The organism is Caulobacter sp., from assembly GCF_049283275.1.
Classification (GTDB): Bacteria; Pseudomonadota; Alphaproteobacteria; order Caulobacterales; family Caulobacteraceae; genus Caulobacter.
This window is the reverse complement of record NZ_JBAPVS010000027.1, coordinates 1-19,926: the sequence shown is the minus strand read 5'-3', so window position 1 is coordinate 19,926 and position 19,926 is coordinate 1. Positions and strand designations below refer to the sequence as shown.

17 protein-coding genes are annotated in these 19,926 nt (G+C 68.9%); 6 read left to right on the top strand and 11 right to left on the bottom strand.

Translation table 11 applies throughout. The features are described from left to right. Positions 1-50 precede the first annotated feature (50 nt). The 6 genes from WAL33_RS01540 to WAL33_RS01515 all read right to left on the bottom strand — a co-directional run bounded on the left by WAL33_RS01540 (position 51) and on the right by WAL33_RS01515 (position 6,054). Entirely contained in the window at positions 51-725 is a 675-nt protein-coding gene (locus WAL33_RS01540; RefSeq protein ID WP_422177810.1) for a TetR family transcriptional regulator, read from the bottom strand. Further along, the gene (locus WAL33_RS01535) at positions 722-1,918 is read right to left on the bottom strand and encodes a urate hydroxylase PuuD (protein WP_422177808.1); all 1,197 of its coding nucleotides are present in this window, start codon (positions 1,916-1,918) and stop codon (positions 722-724) included. The genes WAL33_RS01540 and WAL33_RS01535 overlap by 4 nt, the downstream gene beginning before the upstream one ends. 1 nt (position 1,919) lies before the next feature. Continuing rightward, the gene (uraD, locus tag WAL33_RS01530) at positions 1,920-2,441 is read right to left on the bottom strand and encodes a 2-oxo-4-hydroxy-4-carboxy-5-ureidoimidazoline decarboxylase (RefSeq protein WP_422177806.1); all 522 of its coding nucleotides are present in this window, start codon (positions 2,439-2,441) and stop codon (positions 1,920-1,922) included. Beyond that, on the bottom strand, positions 2,438-3,370 hold the full coding sequence (gene puuE / locus WAL33_RS01525; RefSeq protein ID WP_422177804.1) for an allantoinase PuuE: 933 nt from the start codon (positions 3,368-3,370) through the stop codon (positions 2,438-2,440). Before puuE ends, uraD begins: the two co-directional genes overlap by 4 nt. Before the next feature lie 145 nt (positions 3,371-3,515). Then, entirely contained in the window at positions 3,516-4,739 is a 1,224-nt protein-coding gene (locus WAL33_RS01520) for a pyridoxal-phosphate-dependent aminotransferase family protein (RefSeq protein ID WP_422177802.1), read from the bottom strand. 94 nt (positions 4,740-4,833) lie between these two features. Then, entirely contained in the window at positions 4,834-6,054 is a 1,221-nt protein-coding gene (locus WAL33_RS01515; RefSeq protein WP_422177812.1) for an allantoate amidohydrolase, read from the bottom strand. 331 nt (positions 6,055-6,385) lie between these two features. On the opposite strand from WAL33_RS01515, the gene WAL33_RS01510 reads away from it, so the two are divergent. Next, a complete protein-coding gene (locus WAL33_RS01510; RefSeq protein WP_422177800.1) occupies positions 6,386-7,252 on the top strand; it encodes a DUF1206 domain-containing protein in 867 nt (288 codons plus the stop codon). 134 nt (positions 7,253-7,386) lie between these two features. Here the strand turns inward: WAL33_RS01510 and WAL33_RS01505 are convergent, their stop codons facing one another. Beyond that, complete coding sequence (locus tag WAL33_RS01505; protein WP_422177798.1) at positions 7,387-8,208, bottom strand: oxidoreductase; 822 nt, start codon at positions 8,206-8,208, stop codon at positions 7,387-7,389. Between the two features lie 87 nt (positions 8,209-8,295). On the opposite strand from WAL33_RS01505, the gene WAL33_RS01500 reads away from it, so the two are divergent. Beyond that, positions 8,296-9,219 carry a LysR family transcriptional regulator gene (locus WAL33_RS01500; protein WP_422177796.1) on the top strand — a complete coding sequence of 308 codons (924 nt, stop codon included), beginning with the start codon at positions 8,296-8,298 and terminating at the stop codon, positions 9,217-9,219. Positions 9,220-9,271: 52 nt separating this feature from the next. On the opposite strand, the gene trmFO is transcribed toward WAL33_RS01500, so the two are convergent. Beyond that, positions 9,272-10,681 carry a methylenetetrahydrofolate--tRNA-(uracil(54)-C(5))-methyltransferase (FADH(2)-oxidizing) TrmFO gene (gene trmFO, locus WAL33_RS01495; RefSeq protein ID WP_422177794.1) on the bottom strand — a complete coding sequence of 470 codons (1,410 nt, stop codon included), beginning with the start codon at positions 10,679-10,681 and terminating at the stop codon, positions 9,272-9,274. A gap of 205 nt (positions 10,682-10,886) precedes the next feature. Between trmFO and WAL33_RS01490 the strand changes: the two genes are divergently transcribed. Together WAL33_RS01490 and WAL33_RS01485 are read left to right on the top strand one after the other, a co-directional pair. Then, positions 10,887-11,681, top strand: coding sequence for a hypothetical protein (locus tag WAL33_RS01490; protein WP_422177792.1), 795 nt, complete (start codon positions 10,887-10,889; stop codon positions 11,679-11,681). Further along, on the top strand, positions 11,678-12,547 hold the full coding sequence (locus tag WAL33_RS01485) for a hypothetical protein (protein WP_422177790.1): 870 nt from the start codon (positions 11,678-11,680) through the stop codon (positions 12,545-12,547). Before WAL33_RS01490 ends, WAL33_RS01485 begins: the two co-directional genes overlap by 4 nt. Before the next feature lie 147 nt (positions 12,548-12,694). Here the strand turns inward: WAL33_RS01485 and WAL33_RS01480 are convergent, their stop codons facing one another. After that, positions 12,695-13,309, bottom strand: coding sequence for a glutathione S-transferase family protein (locus WAL33_RS01480; RefSeq protein ID WP_422177788.1), 615 nt, complete (start codon positions 13,307-13,309; stop codon positions 12,695-12,697). A 156-nt stretch (positions 13,310-13,465) separates the two neighbouring features. Here WAL33_RS01480 and WAL33_RS01475 point away from each other — a divergent pair, with 156 nt between their 5' ends. Further along, a complete protein-coding gene (locus WAL33_RS01475; RefSeq protein WP_422177787.1) occupies positions 13,466-14,377 on the top strand; it encodes a hypothetical protein in 912 nt (303 codons plus the stop codon). Here the strand turns inward: WAL33_RS01475 and uvrA are convergent. After that, a complete protein-coding gene (gene uvrA / locus WAL33_RS01470) occupies positions 14,374-17,283 on the bottom strand; it encodes an excinuclease ABC subunit UvrA (RefSeq protein ID WP_422177785.1) in 2,910 nt (969 codons plus the stop codon). The two genes, WAL33_RS01475 and uvrA, sit on opposite strands and share 4 nt — an antisense overlap. A gap of 282 nt (positions 17,284-17,565) precedes the next feature. Here uvrA and WAL33_RS01465 point away from each other — a divergent pair, with 282 nt between their 5' ends. After that, the gene (locus WAL33_RS01465) at positions 17,566-17,760 is read left to right on the top strand and encodes a hypothetical protein (RefSeq protein WP_422177783.1); all 195 of its coding nucleotides are present in this window, start codon (positions 17,566-17,568) and stop codon (positions 17,758-17,760) included. 52 nt (positions 17,761-17,812) lie between these two features. Here the strand turns inward: WAL33_RS01465 and WAL33_RS01460 are convergent, their stop codons facing one another. After that, positions 17,813-19,600, bottom strand: coding sequence for an ATP-binding protein (locus WAL33_RS01460; RefSeq protein ID WP_422177781.1), 1,788 nt, complete (start codon positions 19,598-19,600; stop codon positions 17,813-17,815). Positions 19,601-19,926 lie beyond the last annotated feature (326 nt).

Sequence of the window (19,926 nt, the reverse complement as noted above, 5' to 3'; positions counted from 1 at the left end):
CTCCCCCTCTGGGGGAGCTGTCGCGGAGCGACTGAGGGGGTTTTCCGCACCTACTTCCGCAGATACCCCTCCAGCAACTCCAGCGCATGCGTCAGCCGCGCCCGGCGCCACTCCGGCTTGCTCATGTCGGTGTCCAGGGTCACCGACAGCGAGTACCCATTGGCCAGGTGGAACCGGCTCATGGCCGCGATGGTCACGTAGATCTGGGCCCAGTCCAGGTTGTCGCGGAAGATCCCCTGCTTCTGACCGCTGGCGATCAGATGCTCGATGGTCCGGCGCAGGGGAAAGGCGGTCTCGGTGACCTTGCGCGACTGGGCGACGAACTTGCCCTGCAGCAGGTTCTCGTTGCGCAGCAGGCCGTCGATGCGCGGGTTCTTCTCGAAATATTCGGACGTGAAGCGCTGCAGGGCCAGGAAGCCCTCCAGAGGTCGATCGAAGTCGATCTCCAGCTCGGCTTCGCGCCCGCGCAGGTCCTCGTAGGCGGCCTCCAGCACGGCCAGGTACAGGCCCTTCTTGTCGCCGAAGTAGTGGTAGAGCATGCGGATGTTGCACTTGGCGGCCTTGACGATCTTCTCGATCCGCGCGCCGGCGTAGCCCGCCTGGGAGAACTCCTTGAGCGCCGCCGTCAGGATCGCTTTGCGCGTCCGTTCGGCGTTGCGTTTTCGGGGCGCCGGAGCGGCGTCGTCGGTCGTTTCGGCCGATGGCGTCTCTACTACGGTGGTCACTGCGTCCTTGCTCCCGCCTCGATCCAGGCGCCCAGCTGGGCGCGTTCCTGATCGGTAATGTGAGTCTCGTTTCCGAGGGGCATGCTGGTGGTTTCGACCGCGCGTTCATGGATCTTGCCCGCATAACGGGCCATGTCCGCCGGCGTGTCGAAGGCCGCGCCGTTTGGCGGGGCCGTGAAACCCTTGTGGGTCGGAACCGCCGCGTGACAGGTCACGCAGTGCTTCTGAACGATGGCCTGGGCGACCGGGAAAGGCACGTCGGTGATGACATCGGCCGTCTTGGGGGCCGTCTTGGGCTTGATGCTGGCGATCATGCTGACGCTGAAGATCAGGAACGCGCCCAGCAACAGATAGTCGGGCTTGCTGATCCCGTGGTGGCGCAGGATGAAGAAGTAGCGGATCGACACGCCGCCGGCGCTGATCAGGGCCAACAGCAGCCAGGCCAGGTGGTGGCCCGTGACCGCCGGATAGTGGTTGCTGATCATGATGAAGATGACCGGCAGGGTCATGTGGGTGTTGTGCACCGAGCGCTGCTTGCCCATCGCGCCCAGTCGCGGATCGACAGGGCGGCCGGCCAGCATGTCGGCGACGATCTTGCGCTGGTTGGGGATGATGATCAGGAACACGTTGCCGACCATGCACGTGCCGATGATGGCGCCCACGTGGATGAACGCCCCGCGGTCGCTGAACAGCTGGGTCAGGGCCCAGGTCGCGGCCGTCAAGGCCAGGAACCAGACGACGCCGAACAGGCGCGGCCTCCCGCCCAGCGGCGAGCGGCACAGACCTTCGTAGACAAGCAGTCCGCCGAAGATGAAGGCCAGGCCCGTTGCGATGGCGCCGGCTTGGCTGAAGGCGTGCTTGGAAGCGTCGATCAGATAGACCGGCGCGCCCACGTAGTAGAGCACGATCAGCAGGGCGAAACCCGACAGCCAGGTGGTGTAGGCCTCCCATTTGAACCAGTGCAGGTGGTCGGGCATGTGGGCCGGGGCCGTCATGTACTTCTGCGAGTGATAGAAGCCGCCGCCGTGCACCGCCCACAGCTCGCCCTTCACCCCGTCCTTTTCAGGGACGGGCGCGCGCAGATTGTTGTCCAGCCAGACGAAGTAGAACGAGGCTCCGATCCAGGCGACGCCGGCGATCACGTGCAGCCAACGCAGGGACAGGTTCAGCCAGGTGGTGACGTCATAATCCATCTCAGCCGGTCACCGCGTCTTGCAGTCGAAGTTTCGAGATCAGGCCGATCTGCTTGATGGCTTCGGCGACTTCGGCGGCCTTGTCGTTGTCCAAGCGCGCCTGCATGGCGGCCAGGATCGAGGTCTTGTCGTTCAGCCGCACGGCGATGATGAACGGAAAGCCGAACCGTTCGCGATAGGCGGCGTTGAGGGCGTGGAAGCGCTCGAACTCCTCCGGCGTCAGCCTGTCCAGCCCGGCGCCGGCCTGCTCCGCGTTGCTTTCGGCGGTCAGGGTCTTGGCGATCGCCGCCTTGCCGGCCAGTTCGGGGTGGGCGCGGATCAGGGCCAGCCGCTCGGCCTCGGGGGCGGCTTCCAGCACGGCCATGGTCGCCGCGTGCAAAGCCTCGACGCTGTCGAACGGCGAGGCGTCGTAGGCGCGTTGGACCACCCACGGCGACAGCTCGAAGGCAAAGCCCAGGGTGGTGGCGAAACCGGTGCGGTTCATCCGGTTCAGGTCGGCCAGGGTCAGGGGCGGGGCGCTCATGTGGCGCTCTCCTTATTGGGATGGGCCTTGTACGGGTGGGTCGCGATCCAGTGCCGCGCGATGTCGATGCGCTTGGCCACCCAGACCTTGTCGCGGGCGGTGACGTGGTTGAGAAAGCGGCGCAGGGCCATGATCCGGCCGGGCTTGCCGACGATGCGGCAGTGCAGGCCGACGCTCATCATCTTCGGCGCGGTCTCGCCTTCGAGGTACAGGGCGTCGAAGGTGTCACGCAGATAGGCGAAGAACTGGTCGCCGCTGTTGAAGCCCTGGGGCGCGGCGAAGCGCATGTCGTTGGTGTCCAGGGTGTAGGGCACGATCAGTTGCGCCTTGCCGTGCTGGTCGTCCCAGTAGGGCAGGTCGTCGGCATAGCTGTCGGCGTCGTAGACGAAGCCGCCTTCCTGGGCGATCAGGCGCGCGGTGTTGGGGCTGGTGCGGCCCTGGTACCAGCCCAGGGGACGCTCGCCGGTCAGAGCCTCGTGGATCTCGATGGCCTTGGCGATGTGCTCGCGTTCCAGGTCCTCGGGGAAGTGCTGGTAGTCGATCCAGCGATAGCCGTGGCTGGCGATCTCCCAGCCCGACTTCAGCATCGCTTCGACGGCGTCGGGATTGCGGGCCATGGCCTGGGCCACGCCATAGACGGTCAGCGGCAGGCCGAACTCCTCGAACAGCCGCCGGATGCGCCAGAAGCCGGCGCGCGAGCCGTATTCGTAGAGGCTCTCCATCGACATGTGCCGGGCGTCGGGGATCGGCTGCGCGCCGACCATCTCCGACAGGAAGTGCTCGGCCTGGCCGTCGCCGTGCAGGATGGAGCGCTCGGCGCCTTCCTCGTAGTTGAGCACGAACTGCACGGCCACGCGGGCGCCGTTCGGCCACCGGGCGTGGGGCGGATGCTCGCCGTGGCCGATCAGGTCGCGGGGGTAGGGGCTCATGTGCTCCGCCCCCTATGGGGGCGGACAGACTGCGAAGCGGTCAGGTGGGGGCAAGGGCGCCGCGCCACTGACCCACTTGCCCCCTCCGCGCCTGCGGCGCTCCTCCCCCATAGGGGGAAGAGCGCGCGTGTCGTCGTCGCCGCGCTCACGCGAACACCCCCAACGCCGCATCCACCCCGGCTCCGGCCTTGAACGAATAGCCCTCGCCGCGCAGAACCGCCTCCAGCGCCGCCAGCGTGGTCAGCACCGCGTACTTCTGCGCGTTGACGCCCATCGCCCCGATCCGCCAGATCTTTCCCGCCAGCGGCCCGAAGGCCGTGCCGATCTCGATCTCGAAGTCGGTGCGCATGCGGGCCCGCACGCGGTCGCCGTCGACGCCGGGCGGGATCACCACGCCGGTGACGTTGGTCATCTTGTGGGCCTTGTCGCCGTAGACCTGCAGACCCATCGCCTCGACCCCGGCGACCACGGCGGTTCCGGCCTGGGCGTGGCGGGCGAAGCGGGCCTCAAGCCCTTCCTCCAGCGCCACCCGGGCGCATTCGCGGGCCGCATACAGCATCGAGGCGGCCTCGGTGTGGTGGTTCAGGCGCTTGTCGGACCAGTAGTCCATGATCATCGCCAGGTCGAAATAGTTGGAGGCGATGCGGCGGCCGTTGCCGCTGACCACACCCGCCGTGGCGATGCCGGCCTCGACATGGCGGCGGCTGAAGATGTGGTCGGCGGCGCGGTCGGAGATCGTGATCGGCGCCGAGCCGGACGGGCCGCCCAGGCACTTCTGCAGGCCGGCGGTGACGATGTCGGCCCGCCAGGCGTCGACCGGCACGCTCATGCCGGCCAGGGTGGCGGTGGCGTCGACATAGAGCAGGGTGTCGTAGCGGCGGCAGATCTCGCCGATCGCTTCGATCGGCTGGGCCATGGTGGTGGAGGTGTCGCCGTGCACGCAGGCCACCAGGCGCGGGCGCACGCGCTTGACCGCGTCCTCCACGGCCTGCGGATCGACGACCTTGCCCCACTCGCCCTCGACCAGGGTGACCTTGGCGTCGCAGCGCTGGGCGATCTCCGACAGCAGCAGGCCGAAACGCCCGGCATTGACCACCACCACGTCGTCGCCCGGGACCAGCACCGAGACCAGGGCCGCCTCGATGGCGGCGCGCGAGGTGCCGTCGATCAGGAAGGTCCAACGGTTCTGCGTCTGGAAGACCTGGCGGTACAGCGCCATGGTCTCGTTCATGTAGCCGGTGAATTCGGGGTCGAATTGGCCGAGGAGTTGCACCGACATGGCGCGCAGCACGCGCGGGTGCACGTTGATCGGGCCGGGCCCCATCAGCAGGCGTGCGGGATGGTCGAGTTCGCCGAAGGTCTGGGTCATGCGTCTATCGTTCTTGGCCCGCCCTCGTCCTTCGACAAGCTCAGGATGAGGGCTACTGAAAGGGTCGTGCTCAGGGGTGTCGGCATTCGAATCCTCATCCTGAGCTTGACGAAGGACGAGGATTTCGCGCCGCCAGCCGATCCACGAATCCGAGCATCGCCTCCGCCGCCAGGGCGCAGTCGGCCTCGGTGACGGCCTCGCGCGGATTGTGGCTGATCCCGCCCTCGCAGCGGATAAACAGCATGGCGGTGGGGCAGAGGTCGGCGATGACCATGGCGTCGTGACCGGCTCCGCTGGGCAGGCGGCGCGGGGTCTGGCCGGTCTCTGCGACGGCGGCTTCCAGCAGGGTGGTCAGGCCGGGATCGCAGGGGCTGGCGGCCAGGTCCTGCATCAGGGTGACGTTGACCTCCAGGCCGCGCCGCGCGGCGATGGCCTGGATCTCGGCGGTGACGGCCTCGACGGCCGCATCGCGGGTCGCGGCGGCCTCGGCCCGGACGTCCATCGAATATTCGACCGCGCCGGGAATGACGTTGAAAGCGCCGGGCAGGGCGGTGATCCGGCCGACGGTGCCGACCAGGCCGTCCTTGCCGCTGGAGCAGATCCGCTCCAGCGCCAGGATCGCCTCGGCGGCGGCGGGACCGGGGTCCTTGCGCAGGGTCATCGGCGTGGTGCCCGCGTGGCCGGCCATGCCGGTGAAGCGGACCATCAGCCGTTTCTGGGCGGCGATGGCGGTGACCACGCCCAGGGCCAGGCCCTCGGCCTCCAGCACCGGGCCCTGTTCGATGTGGGCCTCCAGGAAGGCGAACACCTCGCCCGGCTTGCGGGCGGCCTCCTCCAGACGGGTGGGGTCCAGGGCGAAGGCGGCGAAGGCTTCGGCCAGGCTGACGCCGTCGCCGTCGGTCATCTCCATGACGCTGGGCTTGACGGTCCCGGCCACGGCGCGGCTGCAGGTCATCGAGGCGGGGAAGCGCGAGCCTTCCTCGTCGCCGAACGCGATCACCTCGACCGCGAAGGGCAGGCGGCGGCCGGCGCGGGCCAGGACCTCGACCACGTCGACCCCCAGCATCACGCCCAGGGCCCCGTCATAGCGGCCGCCGTTGCGGACGCTGTCGATATGCGAGCCGATCAGCAGGGCCGGGGCGTCGGGCGTCTCGCCCTCGTAGCGGCCGATCAGATTGCCGGCGTGATCGCGACGGGCGGTCATGCCGGCCTGCTCCATCCAGAAGGCCAGGGTCTTGAGCGCTTCGTCGTGGGCGGCGGTGAGAAAGCGGCGCACCAGCATGCCGTCGGCTTCGCTGTAGGGCGCAACGCCCATCAGGTCGCAACGCGCCTTGGCGCGAACGCCGGGCTTGAAGTCGCCGATCTCGAAGGCCTCCGCCACCCTGCCGGGCTCCCCTTTGCCGTACATCCCATCCGTGACATGCTTGCCTACCATCGACGAGCGGCAAAGCGCGCGATGATCGGCGACGCGGGACGGCTTCCCGCGTCAATGCCCAGGCAAGCGCCAGACCGAACGGTCGGCGCCTGTCGTTAAGTCATAAATCACTTACTTAGCGAAAGACAGGCCCGACCCGTGACGCGGCCGGGGAACGCCTGCGCCGAGCCCGCCGTTGGTTCACCCAAGTTGGGCTGTCCGGGCGCGAACCATGTCGACCTCGATCATCACCTTGCCCCGCGAGCTCGTGAACCGCGTCCGGCGGGCGAACGTCGCCAAGGCGATCGAGCTGGCCTCGCGGCTGGGCTATGCGGCGCGGGGCCTGGTTTATCTGGGCCTGGGGACCGTCGTCCTCCTGGCCGCCCTCGACCTGACACCACGCGCCAAGGGCGCCACGGGCATGTTGCGCGCCTGGGCCGACTGGCCGCTGGGCGGGGCGCTGATCGGCGCGATCGGCGTCGGGCTGGCGGGCTTCGCGGCCTGGCGGATCCTGCAGGCGGTGTTCGACGCCGACCGCCACGGCCGCTCGCCCAAGGCCTGGGCGGTGCGCGCCGGCCAGGCGTTCAGCGGGCTGGTCTATGGCGGCCTGGCGCTGTCGGCCTTCGAACTGCTGGATGAACTGGAGGACGTTGGCGAGCTCGACGAGGAACAGAGCTTCCGTCACGCCGCCCGGACCGTTCTCGACCTGCCTCATGGCGACGCCCTGCTGATCGCCGCCGGCCTGGCGGTGTTCGCCTTCGCGGTCGGCAACGTCGTCCAGGGCCTGATGCAGGATTTCAGCAAGCGGTTGGACTGCGACGACAAGACCTGCCGCCGGGTCGTGCCCCTGGCCAAGGCCGGCTACGGCGCGCGGGGCCTGGCCAGCCTGCCCCTGGGCGTCTTCCTGGTGTTGGCGGGGTTGGAGGCGCGGGCCGGCGAGGCGCGCAGCTGGGGCGGGGCTTTGCAGGTGATCGAACGCCAGCCGTTCGGCAGCTGGGTGCTGGCCCTGGTCGCCGCCGGCCTGATCGCCTTCGGACTTTTCGGGCTGGTCGAGGCGCGCTACCGGCGCATCCGTCCGCCGCCAGAGGTCACGCCGTAACAGCCGCGCCTTCGACCGGGCCCAGGCTGACGGCCCATGGCGGGGTCCGGCCAGGCGCAACGCCAGGTCCGTGAGCCAGGGGAGGGGAGGCGGACATGCCTCCCCAACACGCGGGCCGCCCCGGCGGCTCCCGTCTAGGCGTGATCGGTGGCCAGGGTCGCCGCCTCCCAAGCGTCCATTTCCGCGATCTGGGCGTCCAGTTTCTCGCGCGCCCGACGCAAGGCGTCGGAGCCCAGCAGCAACTGGCGCGGCGGCGCCTTGGCGTCGACGATGGCCAGGATCGCCTCGGCCGCCCGCGCCGGGTCGCCCAGTTGCCGGCCGGCCATGCCATCGAAGGCCTGGGCCGCCTTGCCGACCGAGGCGTCGTAGTCGCCGGCCGCGGCCTCGCTCTTGCGGATCGAATGGCTGGACAGGAAGTCGGTGCGGAACGCGCCCGGCGCGACGGCCGTGACGTGGACGCCGATCGGCGCGACCTCTTGGGCGAGACTTGCCGAAAGTCCCTCGAGGGCGAACTTGGCCGCCGCGTAGAGCCCCGACCCCGCGCCCGGCGCCCGGCCGGCGATCGAGGTGACGTTGACGATATGACCGCGTCCCTGTGTCCGCAGATGGGGCAGGGCCGTGCGGATCAGGCGGAACGGCGCGAAGAAGTCGACCTCGAACAGGCGGGCGACCTCGTCGTCGGTCGCCGTCTCGATCGCGCCCAGCAGGCCGTAGCCGGCGTTGTTGACGACCACGTCGATCGTTCCGGCCAAGGCGAAGGCCTGGTCTACGACCGACGGCAGGCTTTGCGCGTCAGTCATGTCCAGGGTCAGAACGTGCAGCACGCCGGGGCCGGCGACCAGGTCGGGCGCTCCGGCGCGAACCGTGCCGACGACGGTGTCGCCGCGCGCCAGGGCCGCTTGGGCCAGCGCCAGGCCGAGGCCGCGCGACACGCCGGTGATGAACCAGGTTTTCATGGAGGGTCTCCTTGTGGAGCCCTATATCGCGCCGGCGAAAGGGCTTTATAATGGGCGCAATCGTCACAAGACTTTGAAGTTGATCTAATGAGTAGTGCGTTGGACGACGTGATCAGCAGCGCCGGCTTCGGCCAATTGCGGGCCTTCGTCGCAGTCGGCGAAACGCTCAGCTTCAGTCGCGCGGCCGAGGCGCTGGGCGTGTCGCCCTCGGCGCTGAGCCAGATGGTGCGGGGCTTCGAGGCGCGGGTCGGGGTTCGGCTGTTCAATCGCACGACCCGCAGCGTGTCGCTGACCGATGCGGGGGAGCGCCTGTTCCAGCGGGTGCGGCCGGCGATAATCGAACTGGGCGCGGCGGTCGGCCAGGTCCGCCACCAGGGCGAGCGGCCGTCCGGCGTCGTGCGGGTGGTGTCGTTCCATTCGGCCGCTGAACTCTACCTGCGACCCATGCTGGCCGGCTTCCACGCCGCCTATCCCGACGTGGTGCTCGACATCAGTCTTGACGACGCGGTCAGCGATTTCGTCGGCGGCGGCTTCGATGTGGCCCTGAGGCTGGGCGAGGTCATCGAGAAGGACATGATCGCCGTGCGGCTGGGGCCCGACCTACGCCAGATCGCCGTCGCCTCGCCGGACTATCTGGCCCGCCATGGGACGCCGGCCACGCCGCATGACCTCGTCGACCATCGCTGCATCCGTTGGCGCTGGCCGGGCACGACCATGCCCTACCATTGGGAGTTCTGGCAGGACGGTGACTGGTTCGAGGTCGCCGTCGACGGACCGTTGATCGTCAGCGACAAGGCCATGGCCCTGGCCGCGGCCCTGGACGGGATCGGCATCGCCTTCGCCGTCGATCAAAGGGTCGAGCAGTACATCGCCGAGGGGCGTCTGGTCCCCTTGCTCGAGGCGTGGTCGGCGCCGTTCCCTGGCCTTTTCCTGGCCTATCCGCGCCAACGCCAGATGGCGCCGGCGTTGCGGGCCTTCATCGACCATGTCCGCGCGGCGGCGAGCGTTTAGGCCAAGCTGTAGGCCATCCACGTCCACCCGGCGCGCGGCGTATCGAGCACGCTCAGCCGGCCCCGGTCATCCACTCGTCCAAGTCCTTCAGCGCCCGGAGGCTCATCAGGCGCTTCTTGGCGCGGCCGCGCTCCTTCAGCGGGATCTTGACCCCATCATCGCCGACCTTGGGGGTCTCCATCGGCGGCAGCAGGCCGTAGTTGATGTTCATCGGCTGGAACGAGGTCTTGCCGACCTCCTGACCCTCGATGTGACCGCCGGTGACATGGTCGACCAGGGCGCCCAGGGCGGTGGTCGGCGGCGGAGCGTCCAGCGTCCTGCCCAGGCGCTCGGCGGCGGCGAAGCGGCCGGCCAGCAGGCCCGTGGCGGCGCTTTCGACATAGCCCTCGACGCCGGTCATCTGGCCGGCGAAGCGCAGGCGCGGGGCGAGCTTCATGCGCAAGCTGCGGTCCAGCAGGCGCGGGCTGTTGATGAAGGTGTTGCGGTGCAGGCCGCCCAGCCGGGCGAACTGGGCGTTCTGCAGGCCCGGGATCATCCGGAACACGTCGGCCTGGGCCCCGTGCTTCAGCTTGGTCTGGAAGCCCACCATGTTCCACAGCGTGGCCAGGGCGTTGTCCTGGCGCAGCTGGACGATGGCGTAGGCCTTGACCAGCGGATCGCGCGGATTGGTCAGGCCGACGGGCTTCATCGGACCATGGCGCAGGGTCTCGCGGCCGCGCTCGGCCATCACCTCGATCGGCAGGCAGCCGTCGAAATAGGGCACATGCTCCCAGTCCTTGAACTCGGCCTTGGGCCCCTCGAGCAGGGCGTCGATGAAGGCCTCGTACTGAGCCTTGTTCATCGGGCAGTTGATGTAGGCCGCCGCGTCGCCGCCGGGGCCTTCCTTGTCGTAGCGCGACTGACGCCAGGCGATGTCCATGTCGATCGACTCGACATGGATGATCGGGGCGATGGCGTCGAAGAAGCTGAGCTGGCCTTCGCCGCTGAGCGCGAGGATCGCGTCCGCCAGGGCGGGCGAGGTGAGGGGGCCGGTGGCCACCACCACGCTGTCCCAGTCTTCGGGCGGCAGGCCGGCGACTTCCTCGCGGGCGATGGTGATCAGCGGATGGGCCTCGATGCGGCGGGTGACCTCGGCCGAGAAGCCGTCGCGGTCGACGGCCAGGGCGCCGCCCGCCGGCACCTGGTGCTGGTCGGCGGCCGACATGATCAGCGAGTCCAGCTTGCGCATCTCCGCGTGCAGCAGGCCCACGGCGTTGAACTGCCAGTCGTCGGAGCGGAAGGAGTTGGAACACACCATCTCGGCCAGGCCGTCGGTCTGGTGGGCGTCGGTGCCGCGGACAGGGCGCATCTCGTGCAGGACGACCGGGACGCCGGTCTGGGCGATCTGCCAGGCGGCCTCGGACCCGGCCAGGCCGCCGCCGATGACGTGAATGGGCGGGGTGGAAGAAGGGGAAGTGCTCATGGCCGCCCTCATACCCCCGGCGGCGGCCCGGCGGAACCCGCCTGTTCTCAGCACCCGGCGGCGCGACGCCCCTAGCGGCGCCAGGGCCACGTCCGGTGAAATTCAGCGTGACACCCGCCGCGACTCGTCGCCAAGGCGGGGGCGAACCGCCTATGACTCCTGGGGTTCAGGGGTTCGCGCGCGCGGCGAACGAGAAGAGGGCTTCATGGGCGAGAGATCGGCGGCGATCGGGCGGACCGTTCGCGCCGCCCTGGCGGGATGGGCGCCGGGCGTGCGCACCGGCTGGGCCGCGCTGGTCGCGGGCGCCGTGCTCGGCCTGCTGCCGCGAACCCTGCCGCTCGGCCTGACCTTCCTCAGCCTGCCGCTGGAGCTGGCCGCCACAACCGTGGCCTATGGCGCGCTCTATCGCGCCGCGTTCGGTGGTCCCGCCGGCTGGAAGGGCTTGCGCTGGGGCGTGCAGGAATGGCGGCTGCTGGCGGTCCAGGCCTTGGTCACCGCCATCCTGACCGTCGTGGTGGCCGTGCTGGCGGTGTTGGTCGCGGCGGTGGTGGTGGGCGTGGCCAAGAGCAACGCGCCGGACCTGGACATCACCTCGGTGGAGGCCTGGCGCGGCGCGCTGGACGGCCCCGGCGCCTTGGCCGTCAGCCTTGTGCCGTTGCTGTCGATGACGATCATGCTCTGGCTGTTCCTGCGGCTGTCCCTGGCCCCGGCCGCCACGATCGACCTGGGCAGGATCCAGGTGCTCAGCGCTTTCGGGCGAACGCGCGGCGTGGTTCTGGTCCTGGCGGTCGCCGGGACGGTTCTGGCCGCGCCGGCTGTGATCCTGGTGGTCGCCGTCGGCTATCTGCGGGCGATCGCAGGCTTTTCGGAAGGCGCGCTGGTCCCCGAGCTGGTCAGCGTCGCCCTGGTGTTCTTCTATCTCATCCCGACCTGGACCGCGGCCCTGGTCGAGGTCTATCGAACGCAGCCCGCTCCGCCGCCTGGAACCCTCCGGACATGACCACCTTCTCGCCCGTCGAAGCCGCCCTCGAAGGCGTTCGCATGACGCGCCGCAAGCCGCTGGTCGTGCTGGCCTGGGCCGCCTGCTATTTCGCCATGCTGGTGGTGCTGGGACTGGTGGTCGCCTTCGCGTTCGGCGGCACCGTGCGGGCCGATCTGGCCCTGCTGTCGCGGACCAACGACCTGCGCGAGCTGATCGACATCGTCGCCCGTCGCAAGGGGACGCTGCTGCCCCTGATCGCCTTCGCCGTGGCCCTGCAGTCGGTGATCAGCGTGGCGATCATGCGGGCGGTGGTGCGGCCGCAGGAGCGTCATCTGGCCTATCTGCGGGTCGGTCCCGAAGAGGCGCGGCAGTTCATCGTCGCCCTGGTCGGCTGGATCGTGGCCCTGGTCGTCACCGCCCTGCCCAGCGCCGTGCTGGTGCTGATCGGCGCGGGCCTGATCAGCCTGGGCGCGGTCGAGACCAACCGCTGGGTCGAGGTGCTGGGCGCCATCGCCGTGGCCGGCCTGTCGATCTGGGCCGGCGTGCGCCTGTCGCTGCTGTCGATGACCACCTTCGCCGAGGGCAGGCTTTCACTGCGGCGGGCCTGGACCCTGACCGACCATCACTTCTGGCATCTGCTGGGCATGTACGCCCTGGCCTTCGTGATCACCTTCCTGGTCAGCGTGGCCCAGACCATCGTCGCCGGCTTGATCCTGGGCCTGTCGGGCGGAGCGACCAACCCGGTGATGCTGGCCCTGTCCGGCCTGGCCAACCTGTTGCTGGCCCCGTTCTTCTTCACCGTGCAGATGGTGATCCTGACCGCAGCCCCGGCCCGGGCCTATTACGACCTGCACGAAAGCGAGCTGGCCCCGGCCGCCGTCTAGGGCCGGCCATCTGAGGCTTCGGAAGCGAAAACCTCGTCCTTCGACAGGCTCAGGATGAGGTTTTCTACCGCACGGCCCGCACCATGGTCCTCATCCTGAGCTTGTCGAAGGACGAGGACCACGCACCGCGCCTGAATGCCGATCAGCCTAAGCCGCCGCGCTGGGCCGCGCGCTGGCCCTTTCCCGCCAGGCCTTCAGGCGCTCGGCCTCCTCCGGGAGGTCAAGGCCGATGAAGCCGGCGAAGTCGATCGTCGTCAGGGCCACGATGTCGGCGATGCCATAGGTGTCGCCGGCGATCCATTCGCGGCCGTCGGCCAGTTCGCGGTCCAGCCAGCTCATGGTCTTGGCCGCGACCGGCTTGTTGGATTCGCCGAAGTCCTTGTTCTGGACCAGCAGGGCGGCGGTCAGCGGGTGGGCGTGGCGCCAGTACATGCCGACCGGAACCATCAGCTGGAACTCCAGGCGCCGGACCCACATCTCGGTGCGGGCCTGCGACAGGGCGCAGGTCCCGAACATCGGCGGCGCCGGATGCAGGAGGTCCAGGTAGCGGCAGATGGCGACGCTCTCGCTGATCATCTCGCCGTCGTCCAGCTCCAGCACCGGCACCTGGCCCAGACTGTTGCGGGCCTTGTGCTCGGGCGACTTGTGGCCGCCCTGGCGCATGCCGATCCGGATCTCGGGAAGGTCGATGCCTTTCTCGGCCGCGAAGATGCGCACCCGGCGCGGATTGGGGGCGGGATTGGCTTCGCCGTAGAGCTTCATCGGGGTCCTCCGCGATGGCCTGTCCCGACCATTTCAAACGAACGTTAGAATTGTCAGAGGCGTTTGGACAAGCGGCAAATGGCGTTTCGAGCGCGCGGGGCTGTCGCGCGGCCACGAACCTTGTTAGGCGTGGGCGAGATTGAACGGGGCATGGCGATGGATCAGTTTTCGGCCACGGACGCGGCGCTGGCCGGTTTTCGGGCGGCGCGCGAGAAACCCAGGACGGTGGCCATCTGGGCCGGCCTGATGGCGATCCTGTCGTTCGTCGTCGCCATCATCGTGGTCTCGACCTTCGGCGACCAGCTCACCGCCCTGACCGAAGCCCTGGAAGGCGATCCGGACCCGCAGACCACCTTTGCGGCGATGAGCGGCATGTGGCCCCTGTTCCTGGGCTCGATGCTCTATGTGCTGGCCACCAATTCGGTGTTGTTGGCCGCGGTGAACCGTCTGGTCCTGCGACCGCACGAGGGCGCCGGCGCCTATCTGCGACTGGGGGTGGACGAACTGCGCCAGGCCCTGGTTCAGGTGCTGCTCTATCTGGTGCTGTTCGCCGTTTATTTCGTCGGGGTGGTCTTCCTGGCGATCCTGGCGGCCGTGGGGGCCGGGCTCGGCGGTCAGGGGCTGGGCGTGCTGCTGGGCCTGCTGGCGGGTCTTGGCCTTCTGGCCGGCATGATCCTGCTGTCCGTGCGCCTGTCGTTCGTCAGCACCCTGGCCTTCGACACCGGCCGGATCGACCTGCGGCAGTCATGGGGCATGACCAAGGGCCGGTTCTGGCCCCTGTTCGGAGCCTATATGATCGCCATGGTCCTGGCGGTGGTGGTCTATCTGCTGCTGTTCGTGATGATCGCCGCCGTCGGCGCGATCGCCAGCATGGCCATGGGCGGCGGCCTAGCGGCGGCCGGCGACGCCCTGCGCAACGAGGCCAGCACCCTGAAGGACCTGTTGTCGGTGGGCGGCGTGATCCGCTCGCTGCTGTCGGGCCTGATGTCGGTCCTGCTGTCGTTGATCGTCTTCGCCCCGGCGCCGACCATCTACGCCCAGCTGAAGGGGCGTGACGCCGGCGTCTAAGCCCGCTTGGCCGCCTTCAGCGCCGCCACCCGCTCCAGCCGCCGCTCCTCGTGGCGGGCCAGCACGTCCTTGAGGTAGCGACCGGTCCAGCTGGCCTCGACCTTGGCCACGTCCTGGGGCGAGCCCACGGCGACGATCTCGCCGCCGCCGTCGCCGCCCTCGGGACCGAAGTCCACCAGCCAGTCGGCGGTCTTCACGACGTCCAGGTTATGCTCGATGACGACCACGGTGTTGCCCTGGTCGACCAGCTCGTGCAGCACTTCCAGCAGCTTCTTGGTGTCCTCGAAGTGCAGGCCGGTGGTCGGCTCGTCGAGGATGTAGAGCGTGCGGCCGGTGGCGCGCTTGGAGAGCTCCTTGGAGAGCTTTACCCGTTGAGCTTCCCCGCCCGACAGGGTCGTGGCCTGCTGGCCGACCTTGATGTAGCTGAGGCCCACGCGCTTGAGGGTCTCCATCTTGTCGCGGATCGGCGGCACGGCCTTGAAGAAGTCGGCGGCCTCCTCGACCGTCATGTCCAGCACGTCGGCGACGGTCTTGCCCTTGAACAGGATGTCCAGGGTTTCGCGATTGTAGCGCTGGCCCCGACAGACGTCGCAGGTGACGTAGACGTCGGGCAGGAAGTGCATCTCGATCTTGATCAGGCCGTCGCCCTGGCAGGCCTCGCAGCGGCCGCCCTTGACGTTGAAGCTGAAGCGGCCGGGGCCGTAGCCGCGCGCTTTGCTTTCCGGCAGCTGGGCGAACCAGTCGCGGATCGGACCGAAGGCTCCGGTATAGGTGGCCGGGTTCGAGCGCGGGGTGCGGCCGATCGGCGACTGGTCGATGTCGATGACCTTGTCGAAGTTCTCCAGCCCCTCGATCCGCTCATGCGAGGCCGGGGCGTCGCTGGCGTTGTTCAGGCGGCGCGCGGCGGCCTTGTACAGGGTCTCGATCGTGAAGGTCGACTTGCCGCCGCCCGACACGCCGGTGATGCAGGTGAAGGCGCCGACCGGGATCTCGGCGGTGACGTCCTTCAGGTTGTTGCCCTTGGCGCCGATGACCCGCAGCATCTTCTTCGGGTTGATCGGCCGGCGCTGTTCGGGCACCTCGATCTCGCGGGCGCCGGTCAGATACTGGCCGGTGATGCTGTTGGGATTGGCCATGATGTCGGCCGGCTTGCCCTCGGCGACGATCTCGCCGCCGTGCACGCCCGCGGCCGGGCCCATGTCGATCACGTAGTCGGCGGTGAGGATGGCTTCCTCGTCGTGCTCGACCACGAGCACCGAGTTGCCCAGGTCGCGCAGGCCCTGCAACGACTGCAGCAGGCGGGTGTTGTCGCGCTGGTGCAGGCCGATCGACGGCTCGTCCAGCACGTAGAGCACGCCGGTCAGGCCGCTGCCGATCTGGCTGGCCAGGCGGATGCGCTGGCTCTCGCCGCCCGACAAGGTGCCCGAGCCGCGCGACAGGTTCAGATAGTCCAGGCCGACGTCGACCAGGAACCGCAGGCGGTCGTTGATCTCCTTCAGGATCCGCCGAGCGATCTCCATCTGCTTGTCGGAGAGGTGGCCTTCCAGCGCCGTGAACCAGTCGCGGGCCGGGCGGATGGCCAGGTTCGAGACGGCGGCGATGTCCTGGCCGTGGATCTTCACGGCCAGGGCCTCGGGCTTCAGGCGCTTGCCGTGGCAGACTTCGCAGGGGGTGTCGGACTGGTAGCGGCCCAGTTCCTCGCGGACCCACGAGGAGTCCGTTTCACGCCAGCGGCGCTCCAGGTTCGGCAGCACGCCCTCGAACGGCTTGGCCACCTCGTATTTGCGGGCGTTGTCGTCATAGACGAACTTGATCTTCTCACCCTTGGAGCCTTGCAGCACGATCTGGCGGGCGCTTTCCGGCAGCTTGTGCCAGGGCTCGTCCATCGAGAAGCCGTAGTGGCGGGCCAGGGCCTGCAGGGTCTGGGTGTAGAGCGGCGAAGGGCCCTTGGCCCACGGGGCGACGGCGCCCTTGTGCAGGCTCTTGTCCTTGTCTGGGATGATCAGGTCGGCGTCGAAGGCCAGTTTCGCGCCCAGGCCGTCGCAGGCCGGACAGGCGCCCGCCGGGTTGTTGAACGAGAACAGGCGCGGCTCGATCTCGGCGATCGTGAAGCCGCTGACCGGGCAGGCGAAGCGTTCGGAGAACAGCAGCCGGCGCGGCTCCTTCTCGCCTTCTTCGACATTGGCCCACTCGGCCACCGCCAGGCCATCGGCGAGGCGCAGGGCCTGCTCCATGGAGTCGGCCAGGCGTTGCTCCATGCCCGGCTTGGTGACGATGCGGTCCACGACCACGTCGATGTCGTGCTTGAACTTCTTGTCCAGGACCGGGGCGTCCTCGATCGGATAGAACTCGCCGTCGATCTTCAGCCGCTGGAAGCCGGCCTTCTGCCACTCGGCGATCTCCTTGCGGTACTCGCCCTTGCGGTCGCGGACCACGGGCGCCAGCAGGTAGAGGCGGGTGCCTTCGGGCAGGGCGGTGATCTTGTCGACCATCTGGCTGATGGTCTGGCTCTCGATCGGCAGGCCGGTGGCCGGCGAATAGGGCACGCCCACGCGCGCCCACAGCAGGCGCATGTAGTCGTGGATCTCGGTGACCGTGCCCACCGTCGAGCGCGGGTTGCGCGAAGTGGTCTTCTGCTCGATCGAGATGGCCGGCGACAGGCCCTCGATCAGGTCCACGTCCGGCTTGCTCATCAGCTCCAGGAACTGGCGAGCGTAGGCCGACAGGCTCTCGACATAGCGCCGCTGGCCCTCGGCGTAGATGGTGTCGAACGCCAACGAGCTCTTGCCCGAGCCTGACAGGCCCGTCAGCACCACGAGCTCGCCGCGTGGGATGTCGACGCTGACGTTCTTGAGGTTGTGCTCGCGCGCACCACGCACGCGGATGAAGTTCAGTTGTTCAGCCATGTTTTCCGGAACGTGTGGGGGCCGTGGAGGGAGCCACGGCGCGACGGCTATATGTAGGGCGCAGGCCGGGAATTAACACAAGAACAAGATGCGAACAAATGTCGCGGAGGCGGCATGTGGCGGCAGGCTGCTGACATCAGGTGTCAGCAGCCTGCCAGGGCCGCGCGGCGGACCGCGCTGTTCACGAACAATAAACCGCCTTTGGAAGCGCAACCTTCAGCACCCATGGCGTCTATGGCCGCACGGGTCGCGCATCGAGCGCGCCGCGCGGAGACGACGGGCGTGGCTAAGGCAGCGGCGAAGGACGGGGCGAAGGCGCCCGCGCCGAAGGCTCCGGCCAAGGGCAAGGGCGGCAAGGCCGCCAAGGTCGTTCGCCAGCGGTCCGAGATCGACGACATCATCACCCTGGCCGTTTGCGTGGCCTGCACGATCTGGGCCTTCAAGGTCATCGTCGACCTGGGCGTGCTGAGCTTCTAGCCGGCCCGCGCCGGCGTCCGTCCGAAGCCCTTCGGTTCCCAAAAAGAGCGCCTTACCTCAGCGCCGCGGCGTCTTCCCGCGGTCCTCTCAAGGCCGCGTCCAAGGCCGCCACCAGCCGTTGAGCCCCGATCGGCTTGGCCACGAAGCCGTCCATGCCGGCGGCCAGATAGCGGTCGGTCTCGTGGGTCAGGACGCTGGCGGTGACCGCTAGGATCGGCGTGCGGGTCCGTCCCTCGGCCGCCTCACGCGTCCGGATGATCCGGCCGGCCTCCAGCCCGTCCATGCCCGGCATGTGGATGTCCATCAGGATGGCGTCCCACGCCGCCGACTCCCACATGGCCACCGCCTCGTGGCCGTCGCGCGCCAGGCTGCAGGCCACGCCCATATGGGTCAGCATGGCCTGAAGCACGATGCGATTGGTGGCGTTGTCGTCGACGACCAGCATTTTCAGTTCGCCGTCCGCCGCCGCCGGCTCGTCGGCGACTTGCGACGGCGCCGGCTGGACCGGCGCCGCCAGGGCCGGGCAGGGCGCCACGAAGGTGAAGCACGCGCCGCCTTCCGGCGGATTTTCGAAGCCGATCCGGCCGCCCATCAGGGTCACCAGCTCGCGGCAGATGGTCAGGCCCAGCCCGCTGCCGCCGGTGCGGCGGGTGCTGGATCCGTCGGCCTGGACGAACTTTTCGAAGATGTGGGCGCGACGGGCTTCGGGCACGCCCACGCCGGTGTCGGTCACGGTGCAGGTCAAGGTCACGGCGTCGCCGTCGATGCGCACGATCACCCGACCCGCGTCGGTGAACTTGATGGCGTTGGAGATCAGGTTGCTGAGCACCTGGCGCAATCGCGCGGCGTCGCCGTCGCGCCAGCCGGAGGCTTCGGGGGTGATCTCCAGGGCGAACGCCAGGCCCTTGTCTTGCGCCAGGCCGGCATAGAGCTGGCGCAAGGCGCCGGCCAGGGCGTCCAGATCGAACGGCGCTCGGACGATTTCCATCCTGCCCGCCTCGATCCGGGAAATGTCGAGCACGGCGTTGATCACCTCCAGCAGGCTGGCGCCGGAGTCGTGGATCGTCGCCAAGCGGGCGCGCTGATTGGCCGACAGGGTGTCGCGCTCCATGGCCTGGGCCATGCCCAGAACGCCGTTCAGGGGCGTGCGGATCTCGTGGCTCATGGTCTCGAGGAATTCGGTCTTCACGCGGTTGGCGGTCTGGGCGGCGACGGCCAGGTCTTGGGCCTCGGTGCGCAGGCGGCGGTTCTCCTCCAGCTCGGCCTCGAGCTTGCGGTTGAGGGCGTCGGAGGCCAGGCGGGCCCGCAGTTCGCGCACCACCGCGCCGCGCATCAGGGTCGACATGCCCAAGGCGGCGAAGGCGCCGGCGACGCCGAGGAAGCCGTACTGGGCGACCAGGTCGCCCGGCGCGTTGCGGGCCATGATCACCAGGCCGGCGGTCGCCGCGCCGACGCTGATCAGGGCCACGCGCCGCGTGGGCGCCGCGGTGGCGAACGTCACGCCCATCAGCACGAAATAGACCAGCTTGGCCGGCTCAAGGTGGAACGTCTGGTAGGCCATGACATTGACCACGAACAGCGCGTTCATCGCCAGGGCGGCGGCTTCCATCCCGGGCATCTCGGCCGGAAGGGTCTTCAGCCGGCGCCAGAGCCAGAACCCGACCCCGGCGGCGACCACGGCCAACGCCTCCAGCACGACCAGGGCCATGCCCTTCTCGTAGAAGGGGTGGGACAGGCTGATCAGGCAGTAATAGGCCGCGGCGGCCACCAGGTAGCCGCGCAGGATCGGCAGATAGGCCCCGGCGATCTCTCGCGTGGGCAGGGGGTCAGGTCTGCCCATCGTCCGTTTCATGAGCCCCGCGCGCTCCCTCGGCTTTCTGGCCGGCGCCCACGATAAGGGCTTCGGGGTTAAGTGGCGATTGAGAATATCGCCGCTCCCGGCGAAACCCAGGCCGGATCGCGCCCTCGCTCCCGAAAGGGAGAGGCGGCGTCTAGGCCTGTTGGTTCAGCGTGATCGCCGTGCCGTTCTGACGGTAGGCCGCGCCCTGGGCGCCGGGGCCGTAGCCGGCGGCGGTCGGGCGCTGGATGGCGACCTCCTCGGCGATGGCGCGGACCAGGCCCTCGGTGACGGTCTTGACGGCGGTGACGGCGCGGCCTTGGCGGGCC

What these genes read in the sequence shown, in the direction of transcription:
- uvrA (WP_422177785.1), bottom strand. Translation starts at nt 17,283, where the DNA reads ATGGCTGAACAACTGAACTTCATCCGCGTGCGTGGTGCGCGCGAGCAC.
- WAL33_RS01460 (WP_422177781.1), bottom strand. Translation starts at nt 19,600, where the DNA reads ATGGGCAGACCTGACCCCCTGCCCACGCGAGAGATCGCCGGGGCCTAT.
- WAL33_RS01510 (WP_422177800.1), top strand. Translation starts at nt 6,386, where the DNA reads ATGTCGACCTCGATCATCACCTTGCCCCGCGAGCTCGTGAACCGCGTC.
- WAL33_RS01475 (WP_422177787.1), top strand. Translation starts at nt 13,466, where the DNA reads ATGGATCAGTTTTCGGCCACGGACGCGGCGCTGGCCGGTTTTCGGGCG.
- puuE (WP_422177804.1), bottom strand. Translation starts at nt 3,370, where the DNA reads ATGAGCCCCTACCCCCGCGACCTGATCGGCCACGGCGAGCATCCGCCC.
- WAL33_RS01535 (WP_422177808.1), bottom strand. Translation starts at nt 1,918, where the DNA reads ATGGATTATGACGTCACCACCTGGCTGAACCTGTCCCTGCGTTGGCTG.
- WAL33_RS01490 (WP_422177792.1), top strand. Translation starts at nt 10,887, where the DNA reads ATGGGCGAGAGATCGGCGGCGATCGGGCGGACCGTTCGCGCCGCCCTG.
- WAL33_RS01500 (WP_422177796.1), top strand. Translation starts at nt 8,296, where the DNA reads ATGAGTAGTGCGTTGGACGACGTGATCAGCAGCGCCGGCTTCGGCCAA.
- WAL33_RS01480 (WP_422177788.1), bottom strand. Translation starts at nt 13,309, where the DNA reads ATGAAGCTCTACGGCGAAGCCAATCCCGCCCCCAATCCGCGCCGGGTG.
- WAL33_RS01515 (WP_422177812.1), bottom strand. Translation starts at nt 6,054, where the DNA reads ATGGGCGTTGCGCCCTACAGCGAAGCCGACGGCATGCTGGTGCGCCGC.
- uraD (WP_422177806.1), bottom strand. Translation starts at nt 2,441, where the DNA reads ATGAGCGCCCCGCCCCTGACCCTGGCCGACCTGAACCGGATGAACCGC.
- trmFO (WP_422177794.1), bottom strand. Translation starts at nt 10,681, where the DNA reads ATGAGCACTTCCCCTTCTTCCACCCCGCCCATTCACGTCATCGGCGGC.
- WAL33_RS01520 (WP_422177802.1), bottom strand. Translation starts at nt 4,739, where the DNA reads ATGACCCAGACCTTCGGCGAACTCGACCATCCCGCACGCCTGCTGATG.
- WAL33_RS01505 (WP_422177798.1), bottom strand. Translation starts at nt 8,208, where the DNA reads ATGAAAACCTGGTTCATCACCGGCGTGTCGCGCGGCCTCGGCCTGGCG.
- WAL33_RS01485 (WP_422177790.1), top strand. Translation starts at nt 11,678, where the DNA reads ATGACCACCTTCTCGCCCGTCGAAGCCGCCCTCGAAGGCGTTCGCATG.